The sequence below is a fragment of the Agrobacterium rubi TR3 = NBRC 13261 genome, from assembly GCF_000739935.1.
In the GTDB taxonomy this organism is placed as follows: domain Bacteria; phylum Pseudomonadota; class Alphaproteobacteria; order Rhizobiales; family Rhizobiaceae; genus Agrobacterium; species Agrobacterium rubi.
On the sequence record NZ_BBJU01000031.1, the window covers coordinates 32,483 to 50,887 of the forward strand.

22 protein-coding genes are annotated in these 18,405 nt (G+C 55.3%); 10 read left to right on the forward strand and 12 right to left on the reverse strand.

Annotated features, from left to right (window positions below; translation table 11 throughout):
- Positions 1 to 18: 18 nt before the first annotated feature.
- The 8 genes from RRU01S_RS22795 to RRU01S_RS22825 are packed head-to-tail and all read right to left on the reverse strand — an operon-like array spanning position 19 to position 7,170.
- On the reverse strand, positions 19 to 1,047 hold the full coding sequence (locus tag RRU01S_RS22795) for a TrbL/VirB6 family protein (protein WP_045232527.1): 1,029 nt from the start codon (positions 1,045 to 1,047) through the stop codon (positions 19 to 21).
- A gap of 12 nt (positions 1,048 to 1,059) precedes the next feature.
- Positions 1,060 to 1,287, reverse strand: coding sequence for a hypothetical protein (locus RRU01S_RS26565; protein WP_012653019.1), 228 nt, complete (start codon positions 1,285 to 1,287; stop codon positions 1,060 to 1,062).
- Positions 1,280 to 1,978, reverse strand: a complete 699-nt coding sequence (locus RRU01S_RS22800) for a type IV secretion system protein (protein ID WP_012653020.1) — start codon at positions 1,976 to 1,978, stop codon at positions 1,280 to 1,282. Before RRU01S_RS22800 ends, RRU01S_RS26565 begins: the two co-directional genes overlap by 8 nt.
- A 12-nt stretch (positions 1,979 to 1,990) precedes the next feature.
- On the reverse strand, positions 1,991 to 3,079 hold the full coding sequence (locus tag RRU01S_RS22805; protein ID WP_012653021.1) for a lytic transglycosylase domain-containing protein: 1,089 nt from the start codon (positions 3,077 to 3,079) through the stop codon (positions 1,991 to 1,993).
- Positions 3,076 to 5,535 carry a VirB4 family type IV secretion/conjugal transfer ATPase gene (locus RRU01S_RS22810; protein ID WP_045232528.1) on the reverse strand — a complete coding sequence of 820 codons (2,460 nt, stop codon included), beginning with the start codon at positions 5,533 to 5,535 and terminating at the stop codon, positions 3,076 to 3,078. The genes RRU01S_RS22805 and RRU01S_RS22810 overlap by 4 nt, the downstream gene beginning before the upstream one ends.
- A 2-nt stretch (positions 5,536 to 5,537) precedes the next feature.
- A complete protein-coding gene (locus RRU01S_RS22815) occupies positions 5,538 to 5,837 on the reverse strand; it encodes a VirB3 family type IV secretion system protein (protein ID WP_080517092.1) in 300 nt (99 codons plus the stop codon).
- 1 nt (position 5,838) lies between these two features.
- A complete protein-coding gene (locus RRU01S_RS22820) occupies positions 5,839 to 6,189 on the reverse strand; it encodes a TrbC/VirB2 family type IV secretion system protein (RefSeq protein ID WP_045232529.1) in 351 nt (116 codons plus the stop codon).
- A gap of 12 nt (positions 6,190 to 6,201) precedes the next feature.
- Positions 6,202 to 7,170 (reverse strand): lytic transglycosylase domain-containing protein, encoded by a 969-nt coding sequence (locus RRU01S_RS22825; protein WP_052816217.1) that lies wholly within the window; start codon positions 7,168 to 7,170, stop codon positions 6,202 to 6,204.
- 157 nt (positions 7,171 to 7,327) lie between these two features.
- On the opposite strand from RRU01S_RS22825, the gene RRU01S_RS22830 reads away from it, so the two are divergent.
- The 5 genes from RRU01S_RS22830 to RRU01S_RS22850 are packed head-to-tail and all read left to right on the forward strand — an operon-like array spanning position 7,328 to position 10,155.
- On the forward strand, positions 7,328 to 7,936 hold the full coding sequence (locus tag RRU01S_RS22830; protein ID WP_045232530.1) for a hypothetical protein: 609 nt from the start codon (positions 7,328 to 7,330) through the stop codon (positions 7,934 to 7,936).
- Positions 7,933 to 8,472 carry a thermonuclease family protein gene (locus RRU01S_RS22835; protein ID WP_045232531.1) on the forward strand — a complete coding sequence of 180 codons (540 nt, stop codon included), beginning with the start codon at positions 7,933 to 7,935 and terminating at the stop codon, positions 8,470 to 8,472. Before RRU01S_RS22830 ends, RRU01S_RS22835 begins: the two co-directional genes overlap by 4 nt.
- Positions 8,469 to 9,173: a thermonuclease family protein gene (locus RRU01S_RS22840; RefSeq protein ID WP_045232532.1), complete on the forward strand. Its 705-nt coding sequence runs from the start codon at positions 8,469 to 8,471 to the stop codon at positions 9,171 to 9,173. The genes RRU01S_RS22835 and RRU01S_RS22840 overlap by 4 nt, the downstream gene beginning before the upstream one ends.
- Positions 9,174 to 9,554: a hypothetical protein gene (locus RRU01S_RS22845; RefSeq protein WP_045232533.1), complete on the forward strand. Its 381-nt coding sequence runs from the start codon at positions 9,174 to 9,176 to the stop codon at positions 9,552 to 9,554.
- Positions 9,555 to 9,576: 22 nt separating this feature from the next.
- Positions 9,577 to 10,155, forward strand: a complete 579-nt coding sequence (locus tag RRU01S_RS22850) for a hypothetical protein (protein ID WP_045232559.1) — start codon at positions 9,577 to 9,579, stop codon at positions 10,153 to 10,155.
- Between the two features lie 452 nt (positions 10,156 to 10,607).
- Here RRU01S_RS22850 and RRU01S_RS22855 read toward each other — a convergent pair whose 3' ends face one another.
- Positions 10,608 to 10,940 (reverse strand): hypothetical protein, encoded by a 333-nt coding sequence (locus tag RRU01S_RS22855; protein WP_045232534.1) that lies wholly within the window; start codon positions 10,938 to 10,940, stop codon positions 10,608 to 10,610.
- 392 nt (positions 10,941 to 11,332) lie between these two features.
- Between RRU01S_RS22855 and RRU01S_RS22860 the strand changes: the two genes are divergently transcribed.
- The gene (locus RRU01S_RS22860) at positions 11,333 to 11,962 is read left to right on the forward strand and encodes a recombinase family protein (RefSeq protein WP_045232560.1); all 630 of its coding nucleotides are present in this window, start codon (positions 11,333 to 11,335) and stop codon (positions 11,960 to 11,962) included.
- A gap of 70 nt (positions 11,963 to 12,032) precedes the next feature.
- Complete coding sequence (locus tag RRU01S_RS22865) at positions 12,033 to 13,673, forward strand: hypothetical protein (RefSeq protein WP_131367826.1); 1,641 nt, start codon at positions 12,033 to 12,035, stop codon at positions 13,671 to 13,673.
- A 68-nt stretch (positions 13,674 to 13,741) separates the two neighbouring features.
- Here RRU01S_RS22865 and RRU01S_RS22870 read toward each other — a convergent pair whose 3' ends face one another.
- Positions 13,742 to 14,089, reverse strand: a complete 348-nt coding sequence (locus RRU01S_RS22870) for a hypothetical protein (protein WP_131367828.1) — start codon at positions 14,087 to 14,089, stop codon at positions 13,742 to 13,744.
- A 25-nt stretch (positions 14,090 to 14,114) separates the two neighbouring features.
- A complete protein-coding gene (locus tag RRU01S_RS22875) occupies positions 14,115 to 14,690 on the reverse strand; it encodes a helix-turn-helix domain-containing protein (RefSeq protein WP_244446098.1) in 576 nt (191 codons plus the stop codon).
- A 466-nt stretch (positions 14,691 to 15,156) separates the two neighbouring features.
- Between RRU01S_RS22875 and RRU01S_RS22885 the strand changes: the two genes are divergently transcribed.
- From RRU01S_RS22885 to RRU01S_RS26275, 3 genes are all read left to right on the forward strand, one after another.
- Positions 15,157 to 15,840: an SOS response-associated peptidase gene (locus RRU01S_RS22885; protein ID WP_045232537.1), complete on the forward strand. Its 684-nt coding sequence runs from the start codon at positions 15,157 to 15,159 to the stop codon at positions 15,838 to 15,840.
- A 51-nt stretch (positions 15,841 to 15,891) separates the two neighbouring features.
- Positions 15,892 to 16,182, forward strand: a complete 291-nt coding sequence (locus tag RRU01S_RS22890) for an I78 family peptidase inhibitor (protein WP_052816223.1) — start codon at positions 15,892 to 15,894, stop codon at positions 16,180 to 16,182.
- 712 nt (positions 16,183 to 16,894) lie between these two features.
- Positions 16,895 to 17,059 (forward strand): hypothetical protein, encoded by a 165-nt coding sequence (locus RRU01S_RS26275; protein ID WP_165572267.1) that lies wholly within the window; start codon positions 16,895 to 16,897, stop codon positions 17,057 to 17,059.
- A gap of 86 nt (positions 17,060 to 17,145) precedes the next feature.
- Here the strand turns inward: RRU01S_RS26275 and RRU01S_RS22895 are convergent, their stop codons facing one another.
- Positions 17,146 to 18,381, reverse strand: coding sequence for an OmpP1/FadL family transporter (locus tag RRU01S_RS22895; protein ID WP_045232538.1), 1,236 nt, complete (start codon positions 18,379 to 18,381; stop codon positions 17,146 to 17,148).
- Positions 18,382 to 18,405 lie beyond the last annotated feature (24 nt).

Sequence of the window (18,405 nt, forward strand, 5' to 3'; positions counted from 1 at the left end):
CCTCTGAACAGCCTGCGCTTAACGTGGCACGCTGTTGCTGCTGATGCTTTTCTGCATCGCGTCCGCGCTTGCATTTCGAATATTTTCCCGCATTCCCGCATGGGTACGTTCCCTGGCAGCCATCCCGATCCGACCGGCCGCGCCGGAAACACTGCGCGCTCCTGTGAGTGCAGCAGCGGGGGCACTGAAGCCCGTCAGGCCTCCGACGGTTCGCGCCACTTGGCCGATCCCGGCTGCGACACCCCCCGTAATCCCCTGAGCAAGTGTCTGTATGTTGAAAAGCACAAAGGCGCCGGCGGCACACAAAAGAAGGAAAGCTGCAACATCATCGAGTTGAAGCCTGCGTTGATCGGCCGCTGCAGCGACTTTCGTCAACTCTGGATCCATTGCGGAGATCAAGAACGCAGCCACCACGTAAACGAACAACGGAATAATCGCGTACATCAGCACACTTTGGAACCATGCCATTCCGTAGCTTCGCGTAGATTGAAACAACAAACATGCGATGAAAATGGGGGCGGTTCCTAGCAGCACCCACATCATGACCTTCGCAAGCAAAAGGATCGCAAGAGCGACGGCGATAAACACGCCGACGCCAAACATGATCAGAAAACCGACCATAGCCGGAAGAACAGAAAAATAACCGGCCTGTTCAGCAAAGGCCCCCGCCGCTTTGTTGGCCGTTTCCCAGATCATCGAAAGGCCGTTTGTCGGCTCTGTGATACCTGTATTGCTGACCGCGAGAATTGCCCGTCCCACGTCTTCCGGTGTATCGCTCAGCCAGGCGTAGAAGAACGTATTGAAGTTACCCCATGAGTTTATGAAAGCAACGATCAGCGTCATTCTGACTACGCGGCTGATCACCTCCCCAACGCTGACACGCGCAGTGCCCATGATCAGTTGAAGACCGTAATAGGCGACGTAGGCAATCAGAAGCACGGTTAGAAGCGGCGTTACTTCGCTCGCAACAACCCCATAGGCGCTTTGCGTAAAGCTAGCGCCCGTCTGTTCGATCCGATCCAAAAGCCCACCGAGGAAATCCTCCATCGCCCAACATCCTTATTCAGTTGCTATTGTGCCGATGGCCGCCAGAGCGGCGGATGGTTCGCCATTGACGCTTGTCATTGGACCACAGTCGTGACGTGGATCCTCAGCATAAGACGTCATATTGGCGGGCCGTTTGCATGGTGCCGTTTTCTCTTTCGCGGCCGTCCCACAGCCGGCAAGCCCGGCTGTAAAGGTCGCGACTAGAAGCACCGTTCCCGCTATCTCGAATGCCTTAATCACCGTAGGTCATCGCCTTCTTCGAGTTCGACATATCGACAAGACGTTGCTGGTTTTGAGCATTGAGCGACTGGACTGTGCCATTCATGACGCCGATCATTTCGTTTAGCACCAGCCCGGATTGGACCTGAAGCTGCGTATTCTGATCGATCGAGCCCTTGATATCCTCAGCCTTGCCAATCTGCTGACCTGCTTGCTGGAAGGATTGGGTACGCTGTTGTACCGCCTGGTTTGAACCGGTCACCAAAGCCGCAACGCCGAGAACCGTGTTCATCACCTCCTCATAGGACTTGTCGCCTGAGAATGTGCTATCGGCCTTTCCCGACAGGTTTTTCACCAACTGCAGCCCGTTAATAAACGTGGAGGCGATTTTGCCGATATCGCCCCCCATGTTCCCGAAATTCGGTACGCCACCGCTCATCAAGCTGTCGAAGGACGGCATCTGGGAGACACTGAAGCCATTGCCGATAGCAAGGTTCTGCATAGGGCTTTGCACGCTTCCACGGTCACCCGTTACGGCTTTAAGTGTTTCTTCGACCGTCTTAAGAACCTCCTTGTTGGTATCGAGGATGTCGGTCGTTGTTTTCGATGTTTCCTGAGCAACCTTCAGGTTAGCATTATCGATTGTGGGGACCTGAGCGTACGCTGTCGAAGCTAGAGCCAGCGAAAACGCCGTTGCGATCGTCTTTTTCATGGCAGTTCTCCTTTATTGTGTACTCAACATCAGTTTCATTTCGGACGCCCGTTCCCTCTTCTGGACGCAAGCTTGTTCCTTCTCGTTCCACTCCACGTTCAGCGCCGGGTCACAGAGCTTCACCGTTTCGGGGTCTTTATCGTCGTTTTTCTTCACCGAGCTCGTGCGAGACGAGCCGGATCTTTCACCGAGATCCAGCGCGTTCTTCGAGTTCATGAGTTCAGCCATTGTCGCTCCAAGACGAATGACCTGATTCATCATTTCGAGATTCGCGTTTCGCGCCCCTGAGTTCTGGTCCCAGCTGTCTTGGATCGTGCCCGTCTGCATCTGCCCGAGCTGCTGCAACCACGAACTGACATTGCCACTGCTTTCCGTGATGGACTGGCTCGTCGCCATAGCGTTCATCGAGCTGTCACGAGCACCCGAGAAGGCTGTGCTGCCTCCTCCATAGTTCATCGGAATGTTTGAGGTATCCGACCCGCCAAACTGCGGCATCCATTGTTTCGTGATGCTCGCGACATAGCCTTGGGTTTCTTTGAATGGTGGGATGCCGCCATACTTCTGCACGTTGCCAGGGCCAGCATTGTAAGCGGCCAGAGCGAGGTTCGTGTTCCCGTTGAAACGCTTCAGCTGTTGCTTGAGATACCGCGCGCCGCCCCGAAGGTTGTCTTCAATGTTGTTTGGGTCAACGCCGAGGTCCTTTGCGGTTCCTGGCATAAGCTGCGATAGACCCGTCGCGCCTACCGGTGATTTTGCGCAGGGGTTGAAGCGGCTCTCTTGATAGACAAGAGACATGAACAGCGTTTCGTCTACGCCCTCTTCCTGGGCAACGCGCTTTACGAGGCCGACGATCTCCGGATTAGCTTGCGCGGCAGACGGCGCGTCGCCTCCCTTGCCTTTTTTGTACATCGAGCAAGTGACGCTGGTGCTGACAGTGTGGCGTTTCTTGTCTGTTTCCTTGATGTCGTCGGTTGTTTTCTCCCTCACCGTGTCGTCCGCCGTTAGTGCGGCGTCGGTGATTGGAACCTGCGTAAAGGCTGCGCTTGGAGCGCCAATCGACATGGCTGTAGCAAGCAGCACCAGAGTGGGACTTTTCCTCATTCAGCATTCTCCCATCCGCAAAATTTAGCCAACCAGTTTTCCGGCTCGTCTCCATATTGTTCGCGGAGTGCGGCGCACTCCTCGATCGTCTCCTTGCGCCCGGACAGGACCTTGACGAGATCGGGCATGCTCGAAAGGTCGAGCCGGGCGATGACTGAGTCATTGCCGTGCTTGATCAGGAAGGTTCGCTTTTCGGGCGGGGTGTTCTTGATGAAGTTGTATTCCTTCACCGTGAGACCGAAGCGCTTGATGTAGCTCTCTTCGTCTGCACGCGGGTTCGGGAAATGAATGTTCGTGGAAGACTGCTCAATGAGCGTGTGAGAGACCTTCGACTTTGCAATGTCGGCGGCCGATTGAGTGCCAAAGCCCACGATGCCGTTGAGCTTACGAATGGTCTTCATTTTGTCGACAATGAACGCGCTGAAAGTTTCATCGAGGAGCAGCTGCCAGCCTTCGTCCATGAAGAACATGACCGGATTGCCATCCAGCAGTTCATCAAGCCGATGGTAGAGATACATGAGGGCGGGCGTCCGCAGTTCTTCGTTCCCAAGAATACTGGTCATGTCAAAGCCGAACACCGTCCGGCCAGAGAAGGACAGCACATCGTGTGGAGCGTTAAAGAGCCAAGCCTTTTCGCCCTCGGTCCAAGGACGAAGGCGAGAATAGAGGTCATTGGCATCAGCACGGGCACGGCCCATAAGCAAATTGCCAAGGTTGGTGAGGTTTCGCTGTTGTGCCGGTTCTTCCATGAGGCGGACCACAGCGCGCTCTATGATATCTTCATCTTCCTGGGTGAAGTCGCGGCGATCACGTCCACCGAGCATCGCCTTGAGAAGGCGTTGAAGAAATTCTCTGTTTGGTCCCGTGTTCTCCAACTGGAGCGGATTGAATCCAGTTGGTGTACCCGGGGAAAGGATCTCGTAAGATCCGCCGATGGCTCGAACGAAGATTTCGGCTCCGCGGTCCTTATCGAAAAAGACGGCGCGGGGTGTTGGGGAAACTCGCATGGCCTGCGCGAGCAGGAAACTCAAACCCACAGTTTTACCCGAGCCGGTCGGTCCTGTGACGGTAAAATGCCCGATATCGCGGCGGTGGAAATTGAACCAGTAGGGCGTCTGCGATGTCGTCTCAAGGATCGTGATGGGAAGGCCCCAATGCGTACGTTCCGCCTGACCACTGGCGAAATTGTGCATTGATGACAGGCCCGAGAAGTTCGAGCTGGAGAGCATCGCCTTTCTAGCAATATAGGAGTGGTTACCGGGCAACTGCGCCCAAAACGCTGCCTCAAGATTGAGATCTTCACGCAGCCAGTTGATATTCATGTCCGTGAGGCATGCACCAAGTTCCGAAACGCAGCGGCTCAAGCCTTCGAGGTCCCGGGAAATGCAAAGTAGCGAAAAATGGTGGAAGCCAAACACGGCTTCCTGATTCAGCATACTGTCGAGAGCAAAATTGATGTCAGATTCTACAGACGTCCCAGCTTCATCCGAGGCACGGATTTGCCTCTGAAGGCGCGTTATGCGCTCTTGCGCAATTGGCTTGTCTGCAAGGGTAAACGACTGCGTCAGGATGAACTCATGGTTCACCTGTAACAGTCCGTCCAACATGCCAGGTCCAGTGAAAGGAGGGTATTCCTTGATGGACAGCAGTGCGCCATACCGCGAATCTTCGTCCACGGCGGCTTGCGCGTGAAAGGCGCGCTTGGCGAAGTGGAGACGAGATGTTCCAATGAAGTTGCGGATGCCCATGCGCGGCAGTCGCATCTTCCGAGACACACTCCCCGTGAGGATAGAATTGAAGAATTCGCAGGGCTCGGAATACGGTTCGCCCTTGGTCTCTTCCTCCTGCCCCTCGATCTTTGCAATATCATCGGACTTCTTCCGATAGGTTATGCCGAGCGAGCGGGCTCCGTATTTACTCAGTTCACGGACGATATTCCCGATCAGTTCCTCTAGGTCCGTTACCTCTTCGCGCGTGGCTTGTGTTTTGGCGTCCTTGTTGGACTGCGTAAAAATCCGCTTGAGAGAGTCGCCAACACCAAGCGCGCCGCGCATGCCCGAACGGACAATCGTCAAGTAGATCTCGTTGGTGAACATGCGCTTCTTGCGAAGCTGACCCATGTATCGCGTATTCAGGATGTCGCAGAATGATTGATCAAACGTTCCGCCGATCTCGGTCTCGACCTCGCGACGGATCACGGTTGACCATAGGGAAAACCGGCTTGAGCCGAGCGCGCGTATCATCGTGTTCTGGACGACTGATCGCATATTCAATTCGGCCTGGTCTTCGGTCTGGAAAAACAAGCCGTCGAGCTTGATGACACTGGCGAGTGATCCATTCTCGAGACCTATCACCGTGTCCGAGACATGCCGCATGTAGGGAATATGAACGGACATAGGCCGCTCGTTTCCGGCGACCTTCCCAAATCCTAGCTCTTCTTTGACGACTTTCAGCATGATTATGGTCCGTACGAGTTGGTGCCCCAAAAGCGCTTATTGGGAGTGCGGGGGGTCTTGCGTGACGAAACCTGAAGCACGTCGAGAATTTTCGCGTCCCATGTGCAAAGCGAGAAAAGGACGAGATAGCCCACAGGCGCGAGCAGAAGTGCCGCGAGATGGTTCGACGCAAGCCATCCGATGATGGTGAGGCCGATGATCAGCACCACCGCCATGTATGGCACGCCCCATAGGGTTGGTGATCGGGTCAGACCGATCACCAAAGGCGTGAGCGCCGGCTTCTCATCCGAGAACTCGCTCAACTTACTGCCCGCCCACCGAAGAAATCATCTGATCAACAATGGCCGGAGCGCCGAAGACGAGGCCGATACCAATAACGACCGCGCCGGCTGTAAACCAAGACAAACGACCGGCAAATGCCATGAAGCCCAGGGCGATAACGGCAATGATCGCCAACAACCGGCCAAATGGGCCAGTGATGAAATCCACGATCATCTGCACAGCGGTCTGGATAGGGCCGAAAGCACCACTGCCTCCGCCGCCTGCCCCTTGGGCAAACGCCAACTCCGCGCCGACGATCTGCACCGCCGTGACCACGCCAAGAAGCGCGATCACCTTAACCGCTTGGGATTGACCCAACTTTACCTTTTTCATCTGACTCTCTCCTTAGAAGTGCATCACGCCGCCGACAAACTTGCCGGTTTTCTCAACGGCAATTACCCCGCTACCGTTGGCCGTATTCGTCGCCGCTGCCTCACGGACGACATTTCCGGCCTTCCGCTTGCCCGCAGGCATCGGAAGACCAAGCTGAAAATTGAGGACTTTTGCTACGTATCCGACCGTCTCCTGAAAGGGCGGAACGCCGCCATATTCGTAGATCCGGTTCTCGCCGCTGTTGTATGCAGCGGCTACCAGCAGAGGATTTTGAAACTCATCGAGCAGAAACCGGAGATACTTGATGCCACCCTCGATGTTCTGCCGTGGATCGCAGATATCAACGACGCCGAACCTCGTTGCGGTATCGGGGATAAGCTGCATGGGGCCACGAGCTCCTTTGGGAGAGTTGCGAACCACGTCAAACCTGCTTTCGGCCCAAGTGATTGCCACAGCAAACCCCTCATCAACCTGATGGCGGCGCGCGGTCTCTACAACCAAAGCTTTGATCTCGTCCGGCGTCATCGGAGATGCGCCACACTCTTTTGCCCCCATCACGGGCGAAGCTAACACGTTTCCTGCGCCAATTTGGCTAAGTGAACCGGTCGCACGAGAAGCAATCGGAGAGTCTACCGTTGATTCCGATGCATTCACATATGGGGAGTTTTCTGCGCCAATTTTGGTAGTCGACAAAGCCGCCGCTTCGGTCGTGTTTTTCTGCTGGTTCGCGCCCTTCACTACACCATCAGCGCCCAAGACAAATTCTTTGGCTGCAACAGGCTCACCGGCCCATCTTTCCGCGAAATTAGTCGCGAGTGACGGCGTTTCAGGCGCGTCGGTTTCGTTGTATGCACTGGCTATTCTGGTATTTCTTACAGCGTCTTGGGCATATGCGCAGTTGGCCGACCACAGCGTAACGAGAGCTGTCCCAAAAAGGACGGTGGTGCCTGAAAAGCCTGCCATGCGAGCCCTTTTTTCCATCGTCTCCGCCTGCCAAACGGTGTTGTGATTAGGAAGAAAACCGATTAAGTTGATGCTTGTATGATACCGATTTGGCTCAGACTTACAAGTTTTTGTGCCAGTGTTAAACCCCCTTTCTCAAGGGAATCCGTTGTACCAAGATGGTTAGGGCTAGAAAATGATACGGACCATCATTACCGCACTCGCAAGTTGCGCAATGGCAACACAAGCTTTTGCCGCGCCGGCGATCAACAAGGATTACGTCAAGTCGCTCGCCGCCCCCGGTAAAACGGCTTTGGTGATCGAGTATTATGACGGCAATGGGAAGGTCGTTGACCGGAAGGGCTATGCAACAGCCTCAGGGTTCAAGGCAGTCTCCGGAACCGACTTCAAGATTGACGATAAGACGACAGTACATCTGTACGGTCTCCAGCCGTGTAAGGGCGATTTGGTCAACCGGACGGAAGACTATGCCGGAACCTGCGATGACTATGCGCTTAAACAGCTTCAGGTCATGTTGCAGAGCCCAAAAGTCGTTTTCTGCCGCGCCTTCGTCAGCGAGCAGGGGGCGCCGATGCAGAATGCGACGTGCTACGGGTACTACAATTATCCTGGTGCCATGGACTCGGTCGATAATTTTGAGGAACAGCTTCTTTCTCTAGGCGCTGTTCGTCTCGCCAAAAAACCTGATGGATCAGTGGAGCGGCCTGATCTTCAGGAAGCCGAGAATCTCGGCAAAAAGGGCGACTTCGGCATGTGGGCCGATCCGCGGGTAAAGTCGCAATGAAGCGGATAGCCCTTCTCATGGCGGCACTGATGCCTACCTGGGCTCTCGCAGCCCCGGAGGGCTATTTCGATTTAAGGCCGGACGGAATAACGCTCGAGACCGGGGACACATGGGTATCCAATGGAGAGCGGTTCCGTCTCTATGGAATACAGTCATGTTTGCGCGGTACCAGTTATACCGATGCGCACGGTAACACTCGCGATTGCGGCGAGGCGTCCCTCGCTGTTCTTGCCGCGTACATCAAGGACACGCAGCCGATTTGCGCACCAGTCGCTAAGGCAAACGACATTTCGTATGTCATTTGTTACGCGACCGTTGGGAGCCAGCGGCTGGATCTAGGGCAGGTTCTCGTCAGCAGTGGGTACGCGTTTGCTGCATTGAAGAGCGACGGACTTCCATATCATGTCCCCTACTCTGTGGCCGAACAGATGGCCCAGCAGAAAAAGGCGGGTCTCTGGCAGTTCAAAGACGTCCAGCACCCGTCGATCACCCTCAGCCGAGAAGCCAATCAGCGCGCCAGGAAGGCGGAGCAATGAAACATATTCCACTGTTCAGCGTCATTATCGCTGCGATTGCCACACCTTCAATGGCCGCCGACCTACAATACTATACCCCGCGCTACTCGGGGCGCGTTGCACCACCCGTCGATTCCGCGCCCGTCAGGTTGCCGGTCTTCAAAGGCGTTGTAACCGTTCTGGACGGTCGCACTCTTTGGTATGGCTCTCTCGGACGTGGCTATAAGGTCCGCCTCGCGAGTATCGATGCATGCGAGCTCCCGCAATGGGCTCTCCACCCCAAGTGGGTAGACCGGACAAAGAACCAAGCGCCTATGCCGGTTCCCTGTGGCCCGCTTGCAAAAGCTTGGTTGAAGCGAACCATTGGCAACAAGGTGACGGTCTGCACGACGCTTGGGTATGGGAATGATGGCATTCCTCTCGCTCAATGCACGGTCAAAGGCCGAGACGTGGCGACGGAAATGCTACGCGTAGGTTGGGCGCGAGTGGATTCACCCTACGCCAACCAACAGTACCTTTCCTATCAGCACGATGCCATGGCCGCCCGTTATGGAATGTGGGGCACCTACGTGCTCGACATGAACGAATGGCGGCGCAAAGCGGTTGATAAGACCCTCGAGCGGCGACCTCTGGCGGATTTCAACCTTTTGGCAGAACGAAAAAGCGAAATCTCGCCGCCGTTTGCTGACGCACGCAACAAACCTAAGAGGACAGATCGATAGTTGCCGGATATCGCACATATCGCGACATCGTTCGCTATCGATCCGATGGCGGCGCTATTGGTTGCCATTCCCCTTTCGCTCGCCCTGATCGTGCCCTGCGAACGTTTGTGGTGGATCCACGCCCCCTGCGCTTTGGTCCTCCTCGTGGCCTCAGCCTTATTCCAGGCCGAGCGTCATCTCGCTTTCGACAGCTATCTTGTCGGCTTTTTTGCATTTGCGGCGGTTTGCCGGGATATCCCAAACCGCCCCCTCCTCTACCGCGTCGGTATCCTCTGGTTTGCAGCATTCTCGTTGATCGCCGCCGTCATTTATGCGGCCTCCGACCGAACAGACCGCCACGCGATAGAAGCCAAGATCTCACACCGGCCAATTCCGCAGTGAACGAATGAGAGAGGGAAAGCTAATGAAAGCTCTGTATTTTGTCGCCGCAGGTGTTGCGGCTTTTGCCATGACACCTGCCGCAAGGGCGCAAGATGCGTCTTGGGGGTGCCAGATCCTCCTTTGCGCAGCGTCCAAAAACCCTTCATGGCAGGGGGTTGGGTACTGCGTGCCGCCGATGCAGAAATTGATTTCGGCTATGAAGAAGCCCGGCTTTTCGTGGCCGATCTGCGAAGAAGCTAAAGCCGGGAAACCCGGCCATGAACCTTTTGAAGATTGCCCTGCCGGTTTTCAGGCCGGGCGGGCATCGTCTGGCCGCGACAACGACTCCCTCTTTGGCGGTGGCGAGGCGATTGTATGCACAAAGACGGTCAACCAGTGCAGCAACCGCGGCGCTTTCCGGACGCTCTACGGGAACGAACGCGCGAACCAGCAGGCCGGCATCACAATCCGCGAACTTAATTCAAACAATGACAACGGCTTTGGCAACAGCTGCCAAGTTGTCATCACGCAGCCAAGGCCAATGAGGGCTGACCCCTATTACTTCGATATCCCGAACGACAAAGGCGTGAAGGAACGCCATTGGTTCAACCTCAATCTATGAGGCCAGCGCCATGAACCAGAACATTCTACTCGTAATCGCTACCGGAGTTGGCATTGCTGCCGGCTCCGGCGCAACTTACGTTTTGATGCCGCAGCCAGATCCGCAAGTTCGCGCACCCACGCATGAAGAAATTGTAGCAGCCATAGAAGCTGATCCGTCTCTTCTGCCGCGCGAGTTTGTAGCTCCGGCCTTGGAGACCCCGAGCGAAGAAGAGGCCTTGGCGGCATACCGCCGAGCCTACTCCTCCAATCCGATGCGAACTCGCGGATCTGAGGACCGTATCTCAATACGACTTGGCGAGTGCGACCAGAATCCAGCCGGGCCGGGAGTGTCTTGTCTTACGTCCATCAAGTTTACCCCGTCCGCCCAACCTCTCGATCGCGTTATTGGATATTCGAAATCCGCTTCAGGCGATTGGGTTGCGAACGGATATTAGCAGCTATCAGGCCAACTCAAACAGTGAGGTTGTCAGCCTCTGTCTGAATCACTTCCATCTCTTTGGGATCCAAAGCTGCCTGCGTTGTCAGGATATAGGCAGCTAAATATTCGAGTTTGCGGTCGGATTCGTTTCGGTCGGCTGGCTTGTGCATGACGATCGATAGTCGTGCCGCCTCATCTTCCTTCGATGCAGCAGCCAAAGCCCCGGCATAAATCACAGGACTTACGCGCTCGGTCGCTCGCTTTACGTCCCATTCTCTCACCGTCTTAGCCGTCGCCATCTGAGCCGCGACGTGGCGTTCCATTTTCTCGAAGAGCGAACCGTCTTCCATTCCCTGCTTCATCATCTCACCTCTATCCACAAAACCAGCCGAAGCCGTTTGACCTCCCAAATCGAAGGGAGGGCAGGACCTGGTCCTGCTCCCGAGCTCGTGCGGAACAGCTGGAGAGAGGGGGACAAGCGCTAAACCGGAGGGGGATCACCCACCCGAAGGGCCGCGTCGGATTTTTGTAGAAAATCGGACCGGTGCTGCAAGCCGCAGGCTGAAGCATGGGGAAACCGGTTTAGTGCTTGTGGGGGAGAGAGGGCAGCGCGCCTTTCTCCCTTCTCAGTGAGCTACATTGTCATTAAATCTAAATCGAGATAGGTTTACATTACGTAGAAAAGAACACGGGTTATGTGACACGCTATCTGTTTCTCCCGGCCGCCACACTGACTGTAACAAATACGAGCGTTTATGTGACAACATTTTTAGGATATGCCCGAGTCTCAAAATCTGACGGAACACAGGTTCACGATCTACAGCGAGACGCGCTGATTGCGGCTGGCGTGGATAGCAACAATATCTATGAGGATTCTGCGTCAGGGAAAAAGGACGATCGACCGGGACTGACAGCATGCCTAAAGGCTCTTAGGGCTGGAGACACGCTCCTTGTTTGGAAGCTCGATCGACTTGGCCGCGATCTCCGTCACCTGGTTAACTTGGTTGATGAACTCACCAAGCGGAATATTGGCCTTAAGGTCCTTGCCGGCGAAGGCGCAACGATCGACACGTCAACGGCTAATGGTAGGCTCGTGTTCGGAATATTTGCCGCGTTGGCCGAATTTGAACGGTCGCTGATTATCGAACGGACAAAGGCCGGACTCGAGGCGGCGCGCGCACGGGGGCGCAACGGCGGCCGACCGTTCAAAATGACAGCGGCAAAGCTCAGGCTCGCGCAGGCTGCGATGGGGAAGCCGGAAACGAAGGTTAGTGGGTTGTGCGCCGAGCTGGGGGTATCGAGACAGACACTCTACCGGTTTGTCGGTCCAGTAGGCGATATTCGACCAGATGGAGAGAAGCTATTGGCGAGCGTAAAACGGAAGTGATCGCGCTCTCGCCTCACCGATGGAATCTTAGGAGAGTGTCATTCACGTAATCCGTTGGAATCAGCAAGCGATGAAAACCCATATTTCGGCACCACCGCGTATGTTTAGGACGCAGCGCCATACCCAACCGTTGGCTGGCTATGTCACGCCACAGTTGCAGGAGCTTGTTACCAGCCTTTCGCACTTGAACGACTTCGGGTTCCTCACGATGGCGTGGTCAACCCATGCCCTCCAGACGGGTCGAGAGGACCACATTCGAAAAGGTGTTTTCCGCTATCCAAAGGCGGCGGTGGGCAACGATAACCTGAGCGATCACACTGTTCATGAATGGGAGATCGAGACGCTGGTGAACCTCTTGCTTACCTCGCCGAAAACGCCTGGCTTCGCATGGGAGCCGACCATGGACACGGGACAGTTTGAGACCATCCGCAAGCTGACAAATCTCCTCAGAAGTGCCGAAAACGACGAGACCCCGCTTCGCATCAACAGCGAAAACATCTTCGATGAGCTTCACAGGATCGGCCACAGGCAGTTTCCGTGGCAGCGCACTTGGATCAGGTCGGGCGAACTTTACAAATATCTCTACATTTACTGCCAAGGTGCCTGCGCTGATTATTTCAAGGAAAAATACGGGCTCGATATCATCGACTATGTGTCGGCAGCCTTCATTCTTTTCACTCAGCATTCTCGCCTGACTTGGATGCCGCTACTGGACACCCGCGAAAAGCTTCCTTTGTCCCTCCAAGCAATCCACAAGACCACCGAATTGCTGTCGAGCAGTACATGGACAGCGCGCCGCGAAGCCGCCGCCCTCGTTCGCAAGTTTGAAGCCGAGGCTTCAGCGCCTATACCTATCGCCTATCAGCCGAGCTATCTCCGCCTGAAACCAATCCTCTCCTACGACCGTGCGGATACGACCCTCTACACGTCCCCCCTGCCCGACCTGATCCTGTTGCGGGTTACGGCCGGTCTATTCTACGACCTAGCCTCTGGTAAGAACCCGGTCATCAGCGATGCCAACAGGCGGTTCGAGGAATACTCGCGTAAGATCATCAAGGCCTTCATTCCGGAATTCGATCCGCAGCCTGCAGAAACGTACCGGTACAAGAGAAATCCGGTCGAGACGCCGGATATCCTCTTGAAACTGGATGGTAAGATCGTGAGCGTCATGGAGTGCAAGGCGACCAAGCTCACTTATGCCGCTCAATACGGAGAAAACCCCCGAGAGGACGCCAGCGACGGATACGACCAGATCGTCAAGGCGATATTCCAGCTGTGGCGGTATTTCGCCCACGTTCGACAGGGGATTCTCAAACACGACTTGGTGGACGATGTGACCGGTGTGATTTTGACACTCGACTCGTGGACGCAGATGGGCGGCAAGCTAAGGGATAAACTGGTTGCGGAAGCTAAGGTCTACTCCGCTAAAAAGGACAGCAGCATTACGGAAGCAGACATGCGAACGCCCGTATTTTGCCCGATACAGGAGCTCGATGACATTCTGTCCATTTCTGATGCCCGCCAGATACTCGCAACGTTCTGCAGCATGACCGAGATCGATAGTTTCAGCTGGAATGTACGACAGAAAAGAGATGAAGTCGGCCCAAAGCTAGCGGCTAAAACCTATCCCTTCGATCCGGGTGAGTTCATGCCTCTGTGGGCTACGACGAGCGAGCGACGCAGGGCAAACGAACTGAGAGATGAAGCCTAGCCTTTATGCCACTTCAGCACCCTGAGGCAGGCCCGCGGTAGAACGATCATTCATGGTAGACGGAGCTATCACGCCATGTGTCCTGATGCCTTTAATCGTTCGATTTCAGTCATCGCTATGTTGACCAACTTTCCGTGCGCGGCCGATCTCAGGACCTCAACCCGCCTATCCAAAATTTCATCGAGATTAGAAGGCGCCGGCCAGATGCCGATGGCTTGCACAATCGTAACGGCGGCCACCAGTGAGATACCATTGGGAAGCGTTTGCTCGCCTCGAATGCGAGTGTAAAATTCGAAGTCCTTCAGAATCTGCTTAACCGACGCAGGCTTAAGCCCGAAACGTTCCGCCAAGGCCGCAATGGGTTCCCCTGCTTCATATGCTTCGGTGATAGCCTGGTTTCGGACATGCCTTTCCATTGTCGCGCACTCCTTCATCCAAGCATTAAGTGTCGGAACCATCGTCGTCCGCTTCATCCTCTCCGGGCTGAAGGACAACGAGAAGCGATAAAACTTTTAGTCGTAGCGAGCGCGGAAGCTTACTCATCGTATCGATGAGCTTGTACCCCTCCTTGCTCGACAGGTACTCCTTGTGGCGTTCGAGTGCCCCGCCCGCCTCGCGTTCAATTTTGTCTCCCGGCGTCAAATCCTCAAAGAAATATGTAATGGGAACGCTGAGGGCATTTGCTATCTCATACAGCTTGGATGTGCTGATGCGGTTCGAGCCTCGCTCATATTTTTGAACCTGCTGAAACGTAATTCCGAGACCTTCACCAAGCGTTGTCTGAGACACCCCTATTATGTTCCGGCGCATCCGCACCCGTTGGCCCACATGTATATCGACCGGGTGTGGCCCGTCTGTCTTTGCATTGCCTCTGCTCATTGGTCCCTCTTGTTCCGCGTCCGGCTCGCCAAAGCCGGCTCTCTGTCGATTATCATAGCGCCTTTCGAAATGCATTCTGCAGATCTGCACCATGCGGCGATATCCGTGAGAATAGGCTCCCGAAATCTCAGCCTTCACGACGCGCGTAATCCTATATAAAACAAGGACTATGTATTCATAAACGTGTTGCTATAGGGTGTAAAATATTGAAGCCAAAGCAGGCGACGGATTTTGATATCCTTGTTGGTGCAAGGATTAGAAAGCGGCGAAAAGCACTTTGACTTAGCCAAAGTGAACTTGGTGCCGCGGCCGGCTTATCTCACCAGCAGGTCGTCAAATATGAGCGGGACAGAACCGCGTCCATCCTGCCGAGATGGTCGTGTTTGCCAGAGCGCTGGATGCGCCAGTCAGTACTTTTTTTGGAGCACCTGACTGCGTTCGCCGAGGAGAAACACTTTCTTCGATATCTCGTTTCAGAGGAGAGTATCGAGCTTAACACGGCATTCGCCAAAGTGACAGATCCGGCAAAGCGAAGAGTCATTCTCAACATCGTGGACAGTTTCAAAGAGCTGTCGATCGAAACTCGGTAGATAAGGGAGGCCCTATGTGCGGGCGTTTTACGAACATCATGACTTGGGCCGAGATCCATGCCCTTTACAGCATTCATCAAGCCGATCCCCCGGCGTCGAACATGCAGCCCCGGTACAACATAGCGCCTACCCAAGATGTCCACTTCGCACATAAGAGCAAGTCCGGCGAGCTGGAGATCAACTATGGTAGGTGGTGGCTCGTGCCTTTTTTCGCAAAAGAGCTTCCAAAGGCAGTGATGTTCAATGCTCGCATCGAGACAGTTGATAAATCGGGTGCGTTTCGAGAACCGTTCAAATCGAGGCGGTGTTTGATCCCCGCCGACGGCTATTTTGAATGGACAACGAATGCCGAGGACGGAAAGAAAGATCCGTGGCTATTGCAGTTGCCCGCTGGCGAGCCTTTTTCGTTCGCAGGCCTGTGGGCGTATAACGATAAGCTTGGCATTACCAGTTGCACGATCATCACCGCGCCAGCGGTCCGCCATATCGCTCACATTCACACGAGAATGCCGCTGATCTTGGATCCTACGTCATATGACGCTTGGCTCAATCCGGACATTCAGGGAAAGGATGCTAAGTCGCTGCTGGCTGATCGCCAGATTGATGACCAGCTCGTGTTTCATCGCGTCGGGCGCGAAGTAAACTCTTCGCGTTACGATGGGACGGACACGAAGATGCCGATCGTCAATTCCCTGTAGGCGGCCGTGGGAAGCCATTTACCGAACGCTGCAATACCGGAGGAAACTCGCATGCGAAAATTATACGGACCACTTGTGATTATCGGATTGCTGCCAACATTGGCGGCTTGCAGCAGCGAGACGGCTACGCCGCCCTCCTCGCAAGTCGTTTGCAACACGGACGCTGCACAGAAGCTCGTCGGGCAAAAACCCACCGACGAAGAGGTTCTACTCCTGACGAAGGCTAAGAGCCTTCGCCGGATCGAGCCGGGAATGATGGTAACGCACGATTTCAGAGAGGACCGCGTCACCATCGAAAGCGATCCGCAGACCGGACGGGTTGTTTCAGCCAAGTGCGGATAGCGCGCCCACAAAACGCGTAGAAAAAAAAGGGCCAACGGAGAACCGCGGCCCTTGAGGTATGAAGGTCATCAACCTCCAGAGGGGAACAGCTGAAGGCGATCCTGGGAGGAGCACCGCGCATCAGCTACGGAACATATGGTCGGTGGTCATCAGGATTGCAATCCAAAACCGGTTTCAGTTGTCAGAACCAATGGCTTCGCTCCTAGCTATGTGGAGTTGGAGGAGCCGCAGGGCTTGAGGGCGATGGCGGTTCGTTCGGCCTTAGCGTCGGGCTGCCTTCGACCGGCCTCTGCATTTCGTAAGTAGCGAGCAGGACAACTCCCATCAGAACGGCACCTGCGATGATAAAAACCCTCAATTTCATTTCGTCCCCTTCTGATCTGTGATGGCGATAATGGTCCGCCCATCGTGCTGACGGTTCATGCGAACATTCTATTCGACTGAACCGCTGTTTTTGCGCGGCCGGAACGCCGCTGGCCGGTCATGGACCGTAAGATAAAAGAGGGTGGAATACGGAGAGGTATTTTCTCTCTCAACATGAGCCGATTGAACCGAACGGGAGAGCTTGCGTCAATGATGCGTGGTTCCCCCAATTTCGCCGCTGCGCAACGAAATCGGCTCCCCCACGCCCCGTAGGCCGCCTTAGGCGGTCATTGACCCAAGCCCTCCCTTATCGGTCTCGCACCCTTGTTTTCATTCAAAGGAGCCGACGATGACCACTTACGACCACATCCAAGAACTGCGCGCCGAGCTGCGTAACGCCGTGTATCAGGACGAGCGCCAGTGGATCCTCAAGGAGCTTGCCGCCGCCGAGCGCCTGCTTGCCGAAGAAGAAGCTGCGTACGAAGCGATGGTTCTCGCTGAGCCGCCTGAATAGGGCGGCTTTCTTTGGCGCTTGATTAAGGAGCACCATTAACAAAAAAGCCCGACTCGAACCGGGCTCTTGCCGACTGGTAAGTATTTTTAGAACTTTACCTTCAAGGACGTAGAAAGTGCTGAAACCAGGTCACTGTCGTATTCGTAACTGGCTTTGTCGCCTACGGGGATGCCGTCGATGGACGATGCGCTGGACTCGCCACCCGTCAGGATCCCGAGCACGCCGCCAAGACGAATCTCGACGTGCTTGGTCAGCGCATAAGAAACGCCGGCGCTGAACAACCAGGTATCGCTCTGCGTTCCGAACTCTGGCGACGTGCCGCGATCCCAGGTGACGCTCAGGGCTCCACTCCACTGTTCGTTGAACTTGTGGCCGATACCGCCGGTGATCGTCCACCCATCGCGATAGCCGAGATCGAGCGAGGTGATTTCAAAACCGTTGTTGTAGAACGGGATGCGCTGCAGCTGGCTCCAGTCGGTCCACTTGACCGAACCGAAGGCAAGCCAGTCCGGCGCAATACCCGACTGGAGCTTCAGCTCGAACGCATCCGGCGTAGCCGTCGAGCCCTCAACCGGCACGACAGTACCGGCGTAGACGCTCCCGACCGGGACCTGCGTCAGATCGACCTTACCGGTGACCTTGTCGAGCTTCACCTGACTATAATACATCAGGCTCGCGCGGAATGCGTATTCCGGAATCTCGTAAGCCGCGCCGGCACGCCAGCCCCAACCGTCGCCTTCCAGGTCCAGACGACCAACACCGCTGAACGCAAAGCCAAGCGCTTCAGGGGCGATCAACAGGCTTTCCTTGAAGCCATCCATGCGGAGATAATTCGCGCCGCCGATCAGGCGAAGCTGGCCCGGGCCAGCATCGAAACGGTAGGAACATGTGGCTGCGTAGTTCTCGCTGTCAACCTTCGTCTCTATATTGTCGTTGGCGCCGGCCCATCGGCCTCCGGGATTGGTATGCGCGCCATAGGGTTGCGAATAATCAAACATGCAGTCAGTGGCTTCGCCGATACCCGCCTTGATTCCGATCCGCGGCGACCAATAGCTCTCGCTGTCGTCAGCGGTGCTGGAATAGGAATAGCCGGGCGTTGTGCTGAGATTGCCGTCCGGTCCGGTGATGGTGTCTTGCGCGTTCTTCAACTTTCGCTGCGGCATGACGTAGGTTGCCGTCGTTTCGGCGGCATAGGGGGACCTCTCAAACAGAAGGTCGATATTGTATCCGCCACGTTCCAGTCCGCCCGCGGACGCTGGCGAATAAAAGCTCCACCCTGCCATCAGAACGAAGGCCCCCTTCGCGATGTAATTGCTTTGCATCTCGTCTCCAGCTCCCCGGCAAGT

Bases quoted from the DNA above. Each gene is read 5' to 3' on its own strand.
- RRU01S_RS22800 (WP_012653020.1), bottom strand. From the start codon at position 1,978: ATGAAAAAGACGATCGCAACGGCGTTTTCGCTGGCTCTAGCTTCGACA.
- RRU01S_RS22855 (WP_045232534.1), bottom strand. From the start codon at position 10,940: ATGATGAAGCAGGGAATGGAAGACGGTTCGCTCTTCGAGAAAATGGAA.
- RRU01S_RS22885 (WP_045232537.1), top strand. From the start codon at position 15,157: ATGTGCGGGCGTTTTACGAACATCATGACTTGGGCCGAGATCCATGCC.
- RRU01S_RS26275 (WP_165572267.1), top strand. From the start codon at position 16,895: ATGACCACTTACGACCACATCCAAGAACTGCGCGCCGAGCTGCGTAAC.
- RRU01S_RS22820 (WP_045232529.1), bottom strand. From the start codon at position 6,189: ATGAAAAAGGTAAAGTTGGGTCAATCCCAAGCGGTTAAGGTGATCGCG.
- RRU01S_RS22835 (WP_045232531.1), top strand. From the start codon at position 7,933: ATGAAGCGGATAGCCCTTCTCATGGCGGCACTGATGCCTACCTGGGCT.
- RRU01S_RS22865 (WP_131367826.1), top strand. From the start codon at position 12,033: ATGAAAACCCATATTTCGGCACCACCGCGTATGTTTAGGACGCAGCGC.
- RRU01S_RS22795 (WP_045232527.1), bottom strand. From the start codon at position 1,047: ATGGAGGATTTCCTCGGTGGGCTTTTGGATCGGATCGAACAGACGGGC.
- RRU01S_RS22840 (WP_045232532.1), top strand. From the start codon at position 8,469: ATGAAACATATTCCACTGTTCAGCGTCATTATCGCTGCGATTGCCACA.
- RRU01S_RS22895 (WP_045232538.1), bottom strand. From the start codon at position 18,381: ATGCAAAGCAATTACATCGCGAAGGGGGCCTTCGTTCTGATGGCAGGG.
- RRU01S_RS22805 (WP_012653021.1), bottom strand. From the start codon at position 3,079: ATGAGGAAAAGTCCCACTCTGGTGCTGCTTGCTACAGCCATGTCGATT.
- RRU01S_RS22825 (WP_052816217.1), bottom strand. From the start codon at position 7,170: ATGGAAAAAAGGGCTCGCATGGCAGGCTTTTCAGGCACCACCGTCCTT.
- RRU01S_RS22850 (WP_045232559.1), top strand. From the start codon at position 9,577: ATGAAAGCTCTGTATTTTGTCGCCGCAGGTGTTGCGGCTTTTGCCATG.
- RRU01S_RS22870 (WP_131367828.1), bottom strand. From the start codon at position 14,089: ATGGAAAGGCATGTCCGAAACCAGGCTATCACCGAAGCATATGAAGCA.
- RRU01S_RS22830 (WP_045232530.1), top strand. From the start codon at position 7,328: ATGATACGGACCATCATTACCGCACTCGCAAGTTGCGCAATGGCAACA.
- RRU01S_RS22810 (WP_045232528.1), bottom strand. From the start codon at position 5,535: ATGCTGAAAGTCGTCAAAGAAGAGCTAGGATTTGGGAAGGTCGCCGGA.
- RRU01S_RS22890 (WP_052816223.1), top strand. From the start codon at position 15,892: ATGCGAAAATTATACGGACCACTTGTGATTATCGGATTGCTGCCAACA.